This window comes from Stenotrophomonas sp., from assembly GCF_050737075.1.
In the GTDB taxonomy this organism is placed as follows: Bacteria; Pseudomonadota; Gammaproteobacteria; order Xanthomonadales; family Xanthomonadaceae; genus Stenotrophomonas.
Map to the genome: position 1 here is coordinate 1 of NZ_JBOHXV010000123.1, position 12,135 is coordinate 12,135.

General features: G+C 59.7%; 16 protein-coding genes. 11 read left to right on the forward strand and 5 right to left on the reverse strand.

Annotated elements, in window-relative coordinates; all coding sequences use genetic code 11:
- A partial coding sequence (locus ACREPD_RS20120) for a hypothetical protein (RefSeq protein WP_431600949.1) occupies positions 1-688 on the forward strand: 688 nt, incomplete at its 5' end.
- 47 nt (positions 689-735) lie between these two features.
- Here ACREPD_RS20120 and ACREPD_RS20125 read toward each other — a convergent pair.
- Positions 736-1,074: a serine hydrolase gene (locus ACREPD_RS20125; protein WP_431600950.1), complete on the reverse strand. Its 339-nt coding sequence runs from the start codon at positions 1,072-1,074 to the stop codon at positions 736-738.
- Positions 1,075-1,867: 793 nt separating this feature from the next.
- Here ACREPD_RS20125 and ACREPD_RS20130 point away from each other — a divergent pair.
- Positions 1,868-3,001: a hypothetical protein gene (locus tag ACREPD_RS20130; RefSeq protein ID WP_431600963.1), complete on the forward strand. Its 1,134-nt coding sequence runs from the start codon at positions 1,868-1,870 to the stop codon at positions 2,999-3,001.
- Between the two features lie 9 nt (positions 3,002-3,010).
- Here the strand turns inward: ACREPD_RS20130 and ACREPD_RS20135 are convergent, their stop codons facing one another.
- Both ACREPD_RS20135 and ACREPD_RS20140 read right to left on the reverse strand, forming a co-directional pair.
- Positions 3,011-3,577, reverse strand: a complete 567-nt coding sequence (locus ACREPD_RS20135; RefSeq protein ID WP_431600951.1) for a hypothetical protein — start codon at positions 3,575-3,577, stop codon at positions 3,011-3,013.
- Positions 3,578-4,019: 442 nt separating this feature from the next.
- Positions 4,020-4,376 (reverse strand): DUF3693 domain-containing protein, encoded by a 357-nt coding sequence (locus tag ACREPD_RS20140; protein WP_431600952.1) that lies wholly within the window; start codon positions 4,374-4,376, stop codon positions 4,020-4,022.
- Between the two features lie 137 nt (positions 4,377-4,513).
- Here ACREPD_RS20140 and ACREPD_RS20145 point away from each other — a divergent pair, with 137 nt between their 5' ends.
- The 9 genes from ACREPD_RS20145 to ACREPD_RS20185 all read left to right on the forward strand — a co-directional run bounded on the left by ACREPD_RS20145 (position 4,514) and on the right by ACREPD_RS20185 (position 10,681).
- Entirely contained in the window at positions 4,514-4,903 is a 390-nt protein-coding gene (locus ACREPD_RS20145) for a hypothetical protein (RefSeq protein WP_431600953.1), read from the forward strand.
- Positions 4,900-5,160: a hypothetical protein gene (locus ACREPD_RS20150; RefSeq protein ID WP_431600954.1), complete on the forward strand. Its 261-nt coding sequence runs from the start codon at positions 4,900-4,902 to the stop codon at positions 5,158-5,160. The genes ACREPD_RS20145 and ACREPD_RS20150 overlap by 4 nt, the downstream gene beginning before the upstream one ends.
- 92 nt (positions 5,161-5,252) lie before the next feature.
- The gene (locus tag ACREPD_RS20155) at positions 5,253-6,194 is read left to right on the forward strand and encodes a rolling circle replication-associated protein (RefSeq protein WP_431600964.1); all 942 of its coding nucleotides are present in this window, start codon (positions 5,253-5,255) and stop codon (positions 6,192-6,194) included.
- Positions 6,191-6,469: a single-stranded DNA-binding protein gene (locus ACREPD_RS20160; protein ID WP_431600955.1), complete on the forward strand. Its 279-nt coding sequence runs from the start codon at positions 6,191-6,193 to the stop codon at positions 6,467-6,469. Before ACREPD_RS20155 ends, ACREPD_RS20160 begins: the two co-directional genes overlap by 4 nt.
- A 241-nt stretch (positions 6,470-6,710) precedes the next feature.
- Positions 6,711-6,953, forward strand: coding sequence for a hypothetical protein (locus ACREPD_RS20165; RefSeq protein ID WP_431600956.1), 243 nt, complete (start codon positions 6,711-6,713; stop codon positions 6,951-6,953).
- Between the two features lie 131 nt (positions 6,954-7,084).
- Positions 7,085-8,491 carry a virulence factor TspB C-terminal domain-related protein gene (locus ACREPD_RS20170; RefSeq protein WP_431600957.1) on the forward strand — a complete coding sequence of 469 codons (1,407 nt, stop codon included), beginning with the start codon at positions 7,085-7,087 and terminating at the stop codon, positions 8,489-8,491.
- Positions 8,491-8,811, forward strand: coding sequence for a DUF2523 family protein (locus tag ACREPD_RS20175; protein ID WP_431600958.1), 321 nt, complete (start codon positions 8,491-8,493; stop codon positions 8,809-8,811). The genes ACREPD_RS20170 and ACREPD_RS20175 overlap by 1 nt, the downstream gene beginning before the upstream one ends.
- A complete protein-coding gene (locus ACREPD_RS20180; RefSeq protein ID WP_431600959.1) occupies positions 8,808-10,001 on the forward strand; it encodes a zonular occludens toxin domain-containing protein in 1,194 nt (397 codons plus the stop codon). The genes ACREPD_RS20175 and ACREPD_RS20180 overlap by 4 nt, the downstream gene beginning before the upstream one ends.
- Positions 9,998-10,681 carry a TraX family protein gene (locus tag ACREPD_RS20185; RefSeq protein ID WP_431600960.1) on the forward strand — a complete coding sequence of 228 codons (684 nt, stop codon included), beginning with the start codon at positions 9,998-10,000 and terminating at the stop codon, positions 10,679-10,681. The genes ACREPD_RS20180 and ACREPD_RS20185 overlap by 4 nt, the downstream gene beginning before the upstream one ends.
- A 25-nt stretch (positions 10,682-10,706) precedes the next feature.
- Here ACREPD_RS20185 and ACREPD_RS20190 read toward each other — a convergent pair whose 3' ends face one another.
- Positions 10,707-11,156, reverse strand: a complete 450-nt coding sequence (locus tag ACREPD_RS20190) for a hypothetical protein (RefSeq protein ID WP_431600961.1) — start codon at positions 11,154-11,156, stop codon at positions 10,707-10,709.
- A gap of 75 nt (positions 11,157-11,231) precedes the next feature.
- Positions 11,232-11,492, reverse strand: a complete 261-nt coding sequence (locus tag ACREPD_RS20195) for a DUF3653 domain-containing protein (RefSeq protein WP_431600962.1) — start codon at positions 11,490-11,492, stop codon at positions 11,232-11,234.
- Positions 11,493-12,135 lie beyond the last annotated feature (643 nt).

Below are 12,135 nucleotides of genomic sequence, written 5' to 3' on the forward strand. Positions count from 1 at the left end.
TAATGAGTTCCACGTCCTCGAGCTTTCTGGACAGTCGATTGGCTACCTTGATCGGGAGCTTGAGTTGATTGCCCTGGACCCAGATGATCCATTCTTTCCGTGTGCGTGGCGACATATCCTTTACAGCGGTGATGATGATCGGGTTCTGGGGCTGCTGCAGTGTTGGCAGCCCTCGTCCTGGGAGCCGGTGTTCGAGCAGATGTTCGCTGCGCTGTTGGATCGATGCGACGACATGCCGAAGGCGTGGCACTTCCTGCTAGAGCAGGCGAGTGCGCCTTCAGTTCGTTCGCAGTGGATTGAACGCATGGCAGGGGCTGCTAACTCTTACCTTAATGAGATTCGTGACGCTGCGAGATTCCTTTCTGGGGAGCACCTTACGGAGTTTTTGAATAAGCTTCCGATCGATACAATGTTGCTGGAGCTGGTAAAGGTCATGCTGCAGCTCCCCAGATCTGAAGAGCTGGAGACCAAGGTTGCGGAATTGTTCAGCGGAATATTTCGCAGACAGGGTCCGGTGATGCATGCAACGTGCAGTCGCGTGCAGCGCTTGCTCATTCACTCAGGACAGTCGGAGAGTGAGCTGTATCAGGTCGTCGAAGCTTACCGCACTAGACTCATCGGAGAAATTCAGCACAGGCGTGAGTATCACGACGTCGCGCTTGAAGGATGGACGTTCGGGTATCCGTGAGCGTCCGATTCGGCGGTTCCACGAGGTCGATTGGTTGAAGTCGTCCCTCATCGTCCACTCGCGTTTCCACCATTCGCCAGCAGCCCAATGGAGAAGGCGGTGAACTGCTTGGAGATGGACGCAGCGTAGAAGATCGACTCCGGTGAGATCGGGGTGTCGTACTCCAGGTTCGACATGCCATAGCCACGCGCGTAGTCCTGCGTGCCGTTGCGGGAGATTCCGACCGCGCAGCCAGGCGTAGTGCTGTTGCTCCAGGGGGCAAATAACGCATCCACCTGCGCGTGCCGATCGACAGGCAATGCGTCAGCGGCCCGCGCAGGTGTGGATTGGGTGGCGCATGTCATCGCTATGGCGACTGTCAACAAGACAAAACGCGTGGCTTGCATGCGGGTCCTTTGGCGTATCAAGCGATTGTGTTCCGAGCAACCTAGCATTGCGTATCGCGGCACAGCGAGGCCCAGAGGTCATCTCGCGTGTGCGGCAGGAGCCAACTCCGCCCGAACAGGGTCACGGAACAGGGAGGAGGGGAGGCGCGGAGGGCAGGGGGCACTTGGCGAAAGGGGCGGACGCCGGCGTCGGGGAGGAAATAGGGCCTGTCTTATGGATGGCGAAGGGTATTCGGACACTAATGTGGCCATTGCCGACTCACGGCAATCCGCGTGAGCACACCTTTGGTATGGTTCACCCAGCTATAGGGGGTTACATGGACGTAAGAGTGATCTTGGTTCTCGCGCTGCTCTGCGCTGGACCTGCATCTGCCCAGCAGGTGCGCAGCCAGATGCGCCCAACCCGGACCGTCAGGCCCGGCTGGACGCTATCCAGCGCGAGCTCGACCAACGACGGCAAGCAGCCATATACGCTCCTGCACCCAGGAACGGCACCAACGGTGTGGCCATCAGCCAGCACAAAGATCCAGGGCGCTGCGAACTGGCCAAGGCTCAGCGTAAGGCGGTATTCGATGCCGCTGGCCTGCATCGGACCTTTGAGACGTCCCGGCGCATGGACGATCTCGTTTACGATGCATGCAAGTAGGCCGGGCGTTGCTTGAGAAGGGGCTGGGGGTTGCCAGAGCCATTGCCGATGCCTAGCATTTCCGATGTTGCTGCAGCACAATCGACCTGGAAGCACAAGGAAGCGCTCATGACACGACAAATCACAAAACTCGTAATCGGCACGGGCATCATGGCTGTCGCGACGCAAGTCGGGGCCAGCGAATTTCTGATCGACATGCAAGGTGCAGCCGGAAATCGTGTCAATGTCTACGCCAATGACGCGGTGCTCGACCGTACACCGATCAATGATGTCTTGAATCCTGGCCCAAACTGGATCCGTCAGATTGATTTGACAATGGTCTATGAAGCGGTCGACCAACCCCTATGGTTGGAATATAAACTTCAGTTCAAATGCCCCAAGCCGAGCAAGCGCGGCCGTGGCGCGCCCAAGCAGAAGACTGAGTCAACCGGCATGTTGGACACGCCGGATTCCGTGGAATTCCGGGTGGCCAGCGGCACAAAGTCCATGAAGCAGGATCCGGCGATCATTGATCTCCAGCCCACCGATTGGCAAAGTACGACCAGCTACACGATGCGACAGGCATGGAATGTAGCCTGCAACAATGACAGCATTGTCGGCGCCAAAGAAGCTGTGGCTGTCAATCGTGTGGTTCAGTCCGACGCATTGCGACCGAAACTGGCAGCCATTGGTTTGAATGGACTGGAAATGGTCCCCGATGGACTGTCGATGAGTTTGCTTGCCGACTTTACCTGGGAAAAGCTGTGGGCCGATGTACCGAAACCCGCGATCAACAACGGCCGCAAGCTGACGCCAGAAGAATCGGCAGCGCACAAAGCAAAATTGGCGCAAATGCAACAACAAGTAACCGAAGCGCAGGGGAGGGTGCAGGGCAGGCTGGCGACGATGAAGACCGATCTGGATTTTACTCAGACCGCCGCTGAATACCGGGGAAAAAGGCGTTTATCGCGCAGTGAGTCGATCCTGATCCAGGTGTGGACGGGTAAGACTGAGCAGGAGGTCGTCGCCGCGAACGGCAACCCAGCTGTCCGTCAGGCCGGGATCGCGCGGACGCTCTCTTATGGGCAGGCCTTTGACAATCGCGTCATGTGGCAGAACCTCGCGACCGGCGCGACGTATGACGGCGGAGGTTACAAAAGCTGCAACGTCCGCTATGTACTGATCCCGGACAGCGCCGGGATGCTGAGGGTTGCCGATGTGAATGTCTTCGGTGAAGCAAGTGGCGACACAAGAAAGATACGTGACGCCTGCACCGACATCTTGAACGTGCCAAACGGCTGAAATCAGGGCCTATTTTTTTGCCACGCTCATGCAAGCCGAAAGCTGGCGATAAGCCAGCTGCAGCTGGACAACCTTTGAGCGGAACACCTCTTTCCCCTGAAACTGGATAGCGAGCTCATTACTGTCCGGCTTTTCCTTCACCGATTTCTTCACGTCGATGGTCAGCAACAAAGCCCCACTGCTCTGGCCCGGCATGCTTACATGGGCGGCCTGGACGTTCTGCGTGGGGTGGTTGGTAGATGACAACGTGATCGGAGCGATCTCGGTCTTTGTCACCGGCGGGATTGCCTTGCTGATGAACCAAACGCCGCCATGACCCTTTCGCGCCATCTCAGCGTCGGCGGGACCGCGAAGCGAAAAGGTGGAATCTGGCGTGATGAAATTAACTGAGCAGTGGTAGCCGGTGTTGACGGGTTCGCGTACCAGCACCCAATTGCCCTCAGCCCCTTTGTAGAAGGATTCGCTGAACATCGGCGTATCCGGATCCGCGCCGCCGAGCAACTCAGGGGCGACTTGCGCCACGCAGGGGCTGGTCCATGCCATGGTGACTACTACGCCGATCAGCCAATTCTTCATCGAAAATCGTTCTCCATTCGCTCGTCCTTGACGTACGGTTTCGTGATACGGACCGTAGCTTAGCCTTCCAAGCTTGCAGTGTAACGCTTTGCATGCCAAGCCCTACAGCATGCTCGAGTGGTGGCCCTGGAAGACCTGGCCGAGGCCAGGTGGGAGCTCTCAGCTGGGCGCTAAGAGCTCCACATGCCCGGATCGGCGAGCTGAAGCAACGCGGTGGCGTGATCTGAGCGAGAATCGCTTGGCGAGGACGTCAGATCTGCCGAGGGTCGAGCGCTACGCGACGTAGATCACGCTGTGGCTCTTTGCCTTTTCAGCAAAGTCCTCAGTAGGGCCAAGTTCGGGAGGTCGGGCATCAGGCTTGTCCGGTGATAGGAAGCCGGACAGATGGCAGGCCCAGCTTGAACAGGCGCACGTAGTAGCCCGGTCGGGCCAATCAGCGTTCTTACATAATATACATTCCGGTCTTTGCCGAATTCTGCGAAGCCATTGCAGCAGTAGGCGTTCCGCCGATTCCTATCGCGATCGCCAGGACCATTGCCGTCGCTGCCAGACGCCTCCAAACGGCTTTCTCGTCTGAGCTGACCGCACGCTCTTCTCCTACGATTCCGATCACCCTTGCCAGCGGCCTCCCGGTCAAACCGGCCAGCGTTGCGCACACCACGGCATTGGGCAGCGAGACCCCGCGCCGATAGTTGCTCACTGCTGCGGGCCTGATTCCCAGCGCCTTCGCAAGCTCAGTGTCGTTACTCGCCTTCACCGCGACCTTGGCCGCGTCTAGCAGCTCATCAATGGTGGACATGATTTCAAAGCCCCTTGACATTGGATTACAAGGGGCATTTAATCACGTCCGGATTCAAAGGGTCTTTGAATCCACCCGCCACCGGTCCCCCTAGGCCGCTGGCGGGGCTTCTAGGGGCTGGGGGCAGGGGTAGAGGGATGGCCGTAGAGTTCACGTTGACGTACCGCACAGGCGCAACCGCGAACGAGACAGACGCGCGCGACTTCATGATGGCCCTCGCGCTGTACTGCCATGACCGTGGCATCAGCCCCAAGCTCGCCGCATCGAAGCTTCAGGACAGGGGAGGGCGGTCCTACTGGGTAGTGATTGCCGATCTGCCTCGCGGCTTCACCGCACCGCTCCCGGACAGGTCCGGCCTCTGGCCGCACGGAATGTCCCAAGTGGTACGCTATCGCGGTCAGGTGGCTGCTGATGCAGCGGCTTGGTTTGCCGGCCTGTACACGCGCTGGTCGATATGCGTGCTCCCCGAATTCCTTACGCATTCTCAGAATTCGGCACCTGACACTTTTTCCGGCGTCTCGCAATGAGCGCCGTCGCCTGCATCGTTGCGTTGATCGCGGCCTGCATGTGCATCGCCCTTGGCGCCGTCCGCATCGGCAGCTGGCTCATCGACTATCGCGAACGCGACAGGACCCGCGTGATTCGTGACGCAGCATTTGCCGCTCGCAGCTCCTATGAGGTCTGTCATCTTGGCGCTGATCGGGAGGCGAGGGTGGCGCGCCTTCGCCAGTCTGTCCTTACGCGGGTCGACGCGTCCGATGGTGCGGCATGGCGGATCGAATGAACGCCTCTTGTTCCTTCTGCGGCGACCCGACCGTCTACCTGTTCCCCGGTCGGCTGTGCGTCGCCTGCACGGGCAAGAACGCACGCATCCGCCTGGACGCGATGCCGCCTCAGCCTCGCCCCGAGCTGCACGCCTTCGACACTGCCATGGGTCTCATGCAGGGCGCCGCGCGTCGTACGGAAATGGCCTCAGAGACCGTTGCGCGCCATAAGCGCACCTCTGGCGCTTCTCTGTCGGAGTACATGAAAGCAGCGCCGCTCGCGCTGACCCCTGAGGGCCAGCGCGAAGCGCTGGCCCTTGGGCTTGTCCATTACAAAACAAGTGACACCGCGTCGAAGACCGGGCGTCTCTCAATCGAAATTGATCCGCTTCAACAGCGGGCGCAACGGCTGCGTAAGTCCGTCATCACGAGTGCACGCCTTCATGACCAAGAAGCGAAGAAAGGATCGCGCCGTGGCGCGTGGTACATGCTCACGCTCACCTACCGAGACGGAAGCCGTAGCGGCCCTCGTGACGTTAGCGAGCTACTTAAACGCATGCGCGGCCACTTCAATCGAACTGTCGCTCGGCTCAGACGGCTCGCGGGTCAGGTGTTCCGTTACCTGTGGGTGGGCGAGCTCACTCAACGCGGAATCCCCCACTACCACCTCCTAGTTTGGGTTCCGCAGGGCATGTGGTTTGGTCGCGTCGATCACAGGAAGTGGTGGCCGCACGGTTCAAGCAAGTTTGAGAAAGCGCGAAACGCGGTTGGCTACCTCGCCAAGTACGCGTCGAAGTTCAGCAGCCTGATGGCCGCTGCATTTCCGAAGGGGTTCCGCACGCATGGTTGCGGTGGCCTCAACGAAGAATCCCGCCGCGAATTGCGGTGGTGGAAGTCGCCCATATCGGCACGTGAAGCGCTCGGCAATGAAGCCGACATCCGTAAGTGCCAGGGCGGGTATTTCGACAAGCTCACCGGGGAGTTCTGGCCGTCCCCATGGAGAGTCACCTTTGCATTCGGCCGGACCATCGCTTGGAAGGTAATCCCACTATGAAAGTTCAGATCCTCGCCGAAACGTTCACCACCCGCAGCTTCCCGGCACGCGACGGCAAAGCCGCTGTCAACTTCCGTGAGCAGAAAGCTGCGGTGATCCGTGAGAACGACTTCCCGCTGCCTTTCACCATTGGCCTCGATGACGACCAGCAGCCGTACAAGGTCGGCGTCTACGAGCTGTGCCCGACGTCGCTGCAGAACAACAAATTCAACGGCCTTGAATTCGGGCGCCGCGTTCGCCTTCTCACGCCGTCTCCGCCTCCCGGCAAGGCCTAAGCAATGTCCGACCCCGCACCCCTGTACGTAGTCGGTTGTGCTGCCGAGAACATCCGGCAGGACGGTACGTGCGCGGTGCCAGTCTGGATGCCATACCAGCAGCCAGTGCTTCCACCCCTATCACTGGCTGATGGAACCCTTGTTGCAGGCGCAATCGTGGCTGTCTGGGCAATCGGGTTGAAAGCGCGTCTCGTATTCCGCGCGGCGCGTCTCGGGGTCTACTGATGAAAAGGAAATCGCAATGAAGAGCAAGTTCAACGCCGCTGCCCGCTGGGCTTCGTCCACCTCGGCCAAGGTCGGCACCGGTGTCGCCACGCTGCTGGCGTCTGGCGCAGCCATGGCAGGTGGTGGTTCGGGTTCGCCTGGTGCAGCGATTGCTGGCGAGCTGTCCGGCGGTAAGGCTGACGTGATGCTGGTTGTCGCCGCTGCTGCCGTGATCCTGGGCGCGATCATCCTGTGGGGCTACGTCAAGAAGGCTCGCTAACGCGAGCGTCCTGTTTCGCTGGGGGCGCGCGGAAACGTTCGCCCCCTTTCTATTTCTAGGGAGGGGCACTTCATGGGGTACTTCGTCATCATTGCGATCTGCGGGGCCTGTTGGCTCGCTTTCGAGGGCACATGAACGCCCGCTCCGTTTTCCCGTGTTTCGTCACGTGGCTCGCGCTTCTCGCGTGTACCGCTTTGTGCATTTTTTCTCCTCGCGCAGCCGCTGCGGAGTACCGCTGCACTAGCCCGTCTCCTCGCGTCTGTGATCAAGGTGAGGCCTACGCAGAAGCGTGGGCGTATGCAAGAGAGTCCGCAGCAAAGAGTCCAACGCAGTACAACCGTCCGCGCGTTGATGAAGCGCAGCTCGCCTACAACGGCGGCTCGGAAAATTCAACTGGCACCATCGGCTATTGGAAGACGTTCTATTACGGCAATACCTGCGCGCAGCGTCCCAGCAAGGTGACGCCTTTTTCGCCCCCTTCGGGGTCTGTCCGCTGCATGAGCGGCTGTGAGTCTGTTTTCCGTGACAACGGGGATGAAACGTCTACCTATGCCACCAACGGCAAGTCCTGCGAGGGAAAGCCCGACTGTTCTGCTCAGGGTAGGAACATGGTGTGGAACTCGTATTTCGGGGTTTGCCAACCTGCCGAACCTGAGTGCCCCCCTGGCAAGGTTCATGTTGGTAATTCTTGTCAGGACGAGCAGCCGTGTCCAGATGGCATGGCATTGGTGAACGGTTCCTGCAAGAAGAAGGACGAGGAGTGCCCCGCTGGCATGATCCGGTCGCCCCTCGGCAGCTGCATTCCCGGTGATGGTCAGTGCGCAGCCGGTGAGGCGCGCGGCAAGGATGGCACTTGCAAGAAAGACAAGAATGGCGATGGAAATCCGGATGAAGAAGAAGAGGGCAACGAGCCGGACCCCGGCGACCCCGACGGCGAGAAGGCCAAGGACGAGTTCAGTGGCGGAGATAGTTGCACCAGCCCGCCGTCCTGTAGCGGCTCAGCGATCATGTGTGGACAAGCCCGCATCCAATGGCGGATCGACTGCAATACGCGTCGAAACAACAACATCTCAGGGGGGCAGTGCACCCAGGCTGGCACGCCCACATGCACAGGCGAGAAGTGCAATGCGATGGAGTACTCCGGTCTAATCATGCAATGGCGGTCTGCCTGCGCCATGGAGAAGCTCTTAGCAAAGAGCGGCGAAACGCCGGGTGGCGGCAGCAACACTGACGCCAACGCAAATGGTGTTGCTGACGCGCTGGAGGGTAGGCCAACGGTGACGGGTGTCGGCGATGGTGCCGCAGATGTTGCCTCCGCCAAAAAGTGGGGTATCGGCCTTTCAACAAATATGCTCGATACCGGCAATATGTTCGGCGGTGGCTCCTGTCCACAGCCTCCATCGTTTCAATACATGGGGCAGACGGTTAGCGGTGCCGATTTTCCATATTTCTGCCAAGCCGCCGCCATTCTTCGCGCGTTGATTCTTTTCTTCGGCGCGTACACCGCGCTCCGTATTCTCATGGGAGTTGCGTTCTGATGGGCATGGTCTCTGATTGGATTGTCGATGGCGTTGGTCATCTTCTTGGTAAGGCGAAGGAAGCTGCAGCAGGCATGGTCGGCAAGATGCTGGCCACGTTTGGGCTGACGACCGTGACGTTCAATCAGGTTCTTCCAAACCTAAAAGCTTTCGTCATGCAGTACGTTTCGGGCCTTAGTGGTCCCGCAATGGATCTGCTCGGATATCTGGGTGTTGGCACAGCCATGTCCATGATTCTGTCGGCGCTCACTGTGCGCTTGACGTGGAAAGTATTTATCGTTCCCAATTCCGTCGCAGATCAGCTTGGGGGACAGTCATGATCTATTGGTACACCGGGCAGCCAGGCCACGGAAAGACGCTGCACGGCATCGATCGCTTGTTGGAATTCAAGGATCAGGGCAGGGCGGTCTACGCCTGCAACATTCGTGAATTCGACTACGGTAAGGCGGGCGTTTTAGAGCTGACGCCGGAACAGTTCCGTGACTGGCCTAACTTCCTTCCGGATGGTGCTGTCGCGCTGGTTGACGAGGCTTACGAGCACGGCATGCTGCCTAAGCGTCCTCCCGGCTCTAAGGTCCCTTTCCACGTAGAGCAACTTGCGAAGCACCGGCATCGCGGCTTGGACTTCATTTTCATCAGCCAGTCGCCGGATAAGCAATGCGACCAGTTTGTTCATGACCTGATTGAGAGGCATGTTCACGTGCGGCGCCGCTTCGGCACCAAGTTTGTGCATCTTCGTGAGTTCGACAGGTTTGAAGCGCAGGCGGAGAAGGCGACCCCTCTCGTTACAAAACGCAAGGCCCTGCCGAAGCGTCCTATGGGCCTTTACAAGTCCACCGAGATGGACACCACTGAGCGCAAGATTCCGTGGTACTACATCGCGCTCCCTATCGCGGCTGTCACCGGTCTCGGCTTGATGTATTACACCTTCGGCAACATGGGGCAGCGGCTGGGCGGCTCTGACGTCAATCCGATATCGCCGAGTGCTCAGGTCGCGCATGCCTCGCCTGACGGAGCGTCAGCGACGGCAGGCGGGGTTGGCGCAGGGAGGGGCACAACAACGCTTCGGGGTTACGTTGACCAGTTCATGCCGCGCATCCCATCGCAGCCGTGGAGTGCACCCGTCTACGACGGCGTTATCAATCTACCGAGCGACCCGCCGCGCCTGTTCTGCATGTCTTCGCTCGGCGGCACTAATGGCCAGGGCGATCAAGATGACCCTAGCTGCACATGCGTGACAGAGCAGGGCACCCGTTATCACCTTGCCGACGAGCCCACGTGCCGTTTGATCGCGCGCCACGGCCAGTACGAGCCCTATCGTGACGAACGCAATGACCGTTTCGTGGATGGCCCTTCTCAGATGGAGCGCGCTCGCGATGAGCTTGCCCAGGTGGGGCAGGGCGGCGGAGTCGTCGGCAGGGGTCAACGCGCAATGGGGACGTTCCCCGAGTCACCGCCCATACCTACGAGCAGCTACGTGACCACGCCTACTGGGGAGAACCGGCTATGACTAGCGGCGGACGTGAGTTGCTGAAATGGCTTGCGGTACTGTTGATGACGGGCGATCACGTGCTGACGGCGTTGGGCCTTGGGTACGTGCCTGTAGTGTCCGAAGCGGGGAGGTTGGCGTTCCCCATCTTCGCCCTGGTCATGGGTTACAACCTTGCCCAGCCCGGTGCGGATGCATTGAAGTCGGTCAAGCGCCTCGCACTATGGGGGTTGGTGGCCACGTTTCCGGCATACCTTGTGTTCGGCTCACTGCTCCCATTGAACGTACTTTTGACGTTCGCCCTTGCTGCATCGGCGATATGGGCGGTGGAGCGCCGCATGTGGCTGCTGCTGACGATCTGCGCTGTGGTCCTGCCGCCTTTCGTGGATTACGCATGGCCCGGTGTGTGGCTCGTCGTGGCGGCGTGGGGATGGTTCCGCAACCATGGCCGACGCATGCACTTTCTTCTCGGGTCATGGGACTGGCGACGGTCGCGTCTCTATGCCGTCATGCCGGTATGGGTCTGGATCACCATTGGCCTGTTGTGCCTCTATAACGGAAATGGTTGGGCGCTACTTGCGCTTCCGCTCATGCAGATCGCAGAGTGGCGGTGGCCGGTGCCCAGGACACGCTGGGCGTTCTACGGCTACTACGCGGGCCACCTTTTGCTGCTGGCGGTGGTCGCTTCTGTCGGCGTGTAGGGGCATCACCCCTCCCGTCCACGCTCTAGCATGGTTCCAGCGGGCGGTCGCGCCAGCCGCCATCGATTCGCTGAAAGCGACGGCCTTGGATGCACCGCTCTCCATCTCGCAATGGTGCAGGCTCTAAGGGCAGTCGCTGCGGGTTTAACGTAATTGGATTGTCTATGTAGCGGCGATGTTCGCGGATGATCTCCTGATCTTCTTTTTCGCTCCGTGCCATTTCCGCGTCAAAGCTAGCTTGCTCTTCCTTGGTCATAGGGCGGGTCAGCTCACGCGTTATAGCTGCCGCTTGGCGCCTGGCATTCCATTCGATAAGACCCATAGCGATTACGATCAACAACGCCGCAGACACGGCGATGTACGTCCAGGGTGAAGGCGCTTCGCTCCTGACAGCTTGCCGGGTCCGCTCATGGCGGAACTTCATATCGGTCAGGTCGGGTGTGGTGAAGGTCGGTTCCTGTCTTTCGCGGTCCATCAAGCTCCCCTAGGCTGCGTCCTGCGCGCATTCTAGCCGGGGGTGTAGGGGCGCGCAGCCCCTACGGTGACGCTTTCAACCCGCCGAGCGCCCGAAGTGACGGTCCCGGAAATCGCCCAGGTCTACGACGACGACCTTGACCAGCTGACGCCGACCGCTTTTGGTTCCTGCCTCGGCCTTGCGCCGAGAAGCGAATCCGGCCTTGCGAAGTTCCATGTGATCGCGCCAGGCCAAGCCTTTCAGGCGTTCCGGGGTCATCCGGTCGCCATCGGGACTGACAAGGTAGTTGCCGCGGATGCTCCAGCCAGCGAAGGGGCCACTCAGGTACTCACACATGCGTCAATGCTCGCTTTGTCCTTGGGCCTTCCAATAGGCAAGATGGATGCCAGACCCAGCTTGAACAGGCCGCCGTAGTACCCCAGCCGGGCCGTCCAGCGATTTAACATAATATACATTATGCGATATGCAATATCCGACACAGTTGCTGGCGCCTGTGTTTCCTTGGTGCCTTGAACGAACGCGCGGAACATCGCAGTCATCAGACTTAGCGGTCAGCTAGTGGCTAATTGCTGAAACGCTACCTACACAGGTATCGAGACTGCCTCCTGTTTGAGGCGAGCCATAACTTCTGCTGTGCGGCTCTCGGGCGCTTCCTCAGCTTAAGCCTGGGCTTTCGGCCTCATGAGTACTGGTGGAGGCAGAGGCCTCAAAGATCCCCTGCCAAGAACTGCACCCTGCCCCGACCAAGGACCAGGTCGTCAGCGGCTGTATGCCCGGTACGAATGGAACCGGCAGGGAACTGTTGCCTACAGTCTGGCTGGTGTTCTGCAGTCCGCGAGGCAGCGCTCAGCGACTGGCGCACTGTCCCGCTGCCGATACCACTAAGCGGTGCCTTGAATAACTGGACTCCCCAAGCGGCGGGGTGCCGTGCCCTGCCCTACATCGCGGGGCTACACTGCTTACACCGTGACAACGAAAT

Excerpts from the sequence above, each read along its gene's own strand:
- ACREPD_RS20190 (WP_431600961.1), bottom strand. The coding sequence starts at position 11,156 with ATGGACCGCGAAAGACAGGAACCGACCTTCACCACACCCGACCTGACC.
- ACREPD_RS20135 (WP_431600951.1), bottom strand. The coding sequence starts at position 3,577 with ATGAAGAATTGGCTGATCGGCGTAGTAGTCACCATGGCATGGACCAGC.
- ACREPD_RS20180 (WP_431600959.1), top strand. The coding sequence starts at position 8,808 with ATGATCTATTGGTACACCGGGCAGCCAGGCCACGGAAAGACGCTGCAC.
- ACREPD_RS20150 (WP_431600954.1), top strand. The coding sequence starts at position 4,900 with ATGAGCGCCGTCGCCTGCATCGTTGCGTTGATCGCGGCCTGCATGTGC.
- ACREPD_RS20125 (WP_431600950.1), bottom strand. The coding sequence starts at position 1,074 with ATGCAAGCCACGCGTTTTGTCTTGTTGACAGTCGCCATAGCGATGACA.
- ACREPD_RS20145 (WP_431600953.1), top strand. The coding sequence starts at position 4,514 with ATGGCCGTAGAGTTCACGTTGACGTACCGCACAGGCGCAACCGCGAAC.
- ACREPD_RS20165 (WP_431600956.1), top strand. The coding sequence starts at position 6,711 with ATGAAGAGCAAGTTCAACGCCGCTGCCCGCTGGGCTTCGTCCACCTCG.
- ACREPD_RS20195 (WP_431600962.1), bottom strand. The coding sequence starts at position 11,492 with ATGTGTGAGTACCTGAGTGGCCCCTTCGCTGGCTGGAGCATCCGCGGC.
- ACREPD_RS20175 (WP_431600958.1), top strand. The coding sequence starts at position 8,491 with ATGGGCATGGTCTCTGATTGGATTGTCGATGGCGTTGGTCATCTTCTT.
- ACREPD_RS20160 (WP_431600955.1), top strand. The coding sequence starts at position 6,191 with ATGAAAGTTCAGATCCTCGCCGAAACGTTCACCACCCGCAGCTTCCCG.
- ACREPD_RS20185 (WP_431600960.1), top strand. The coding sequence starts at position 9,998 with ATGACTAGCGGCGGACGTGAGTTGCTGAAATGGCTTGCGGTACTGTTG.
- ACREPD_RS20140 (WP_431600952.1), bottom strand. The coding sequence starts at position 4,376 with ATGTCCACCATTGATGAGCTGCTAGACGCGGCCAAGGTCGCGGTGAAG.
- ACREPD_RS20170 (WP_431600957.1), top strand. The coding sequence starts at position 7,085 with ATGAACGCCCGCTCCGTTTTCCCGTGTTTCGTCACGTGGCTCGCGCTT.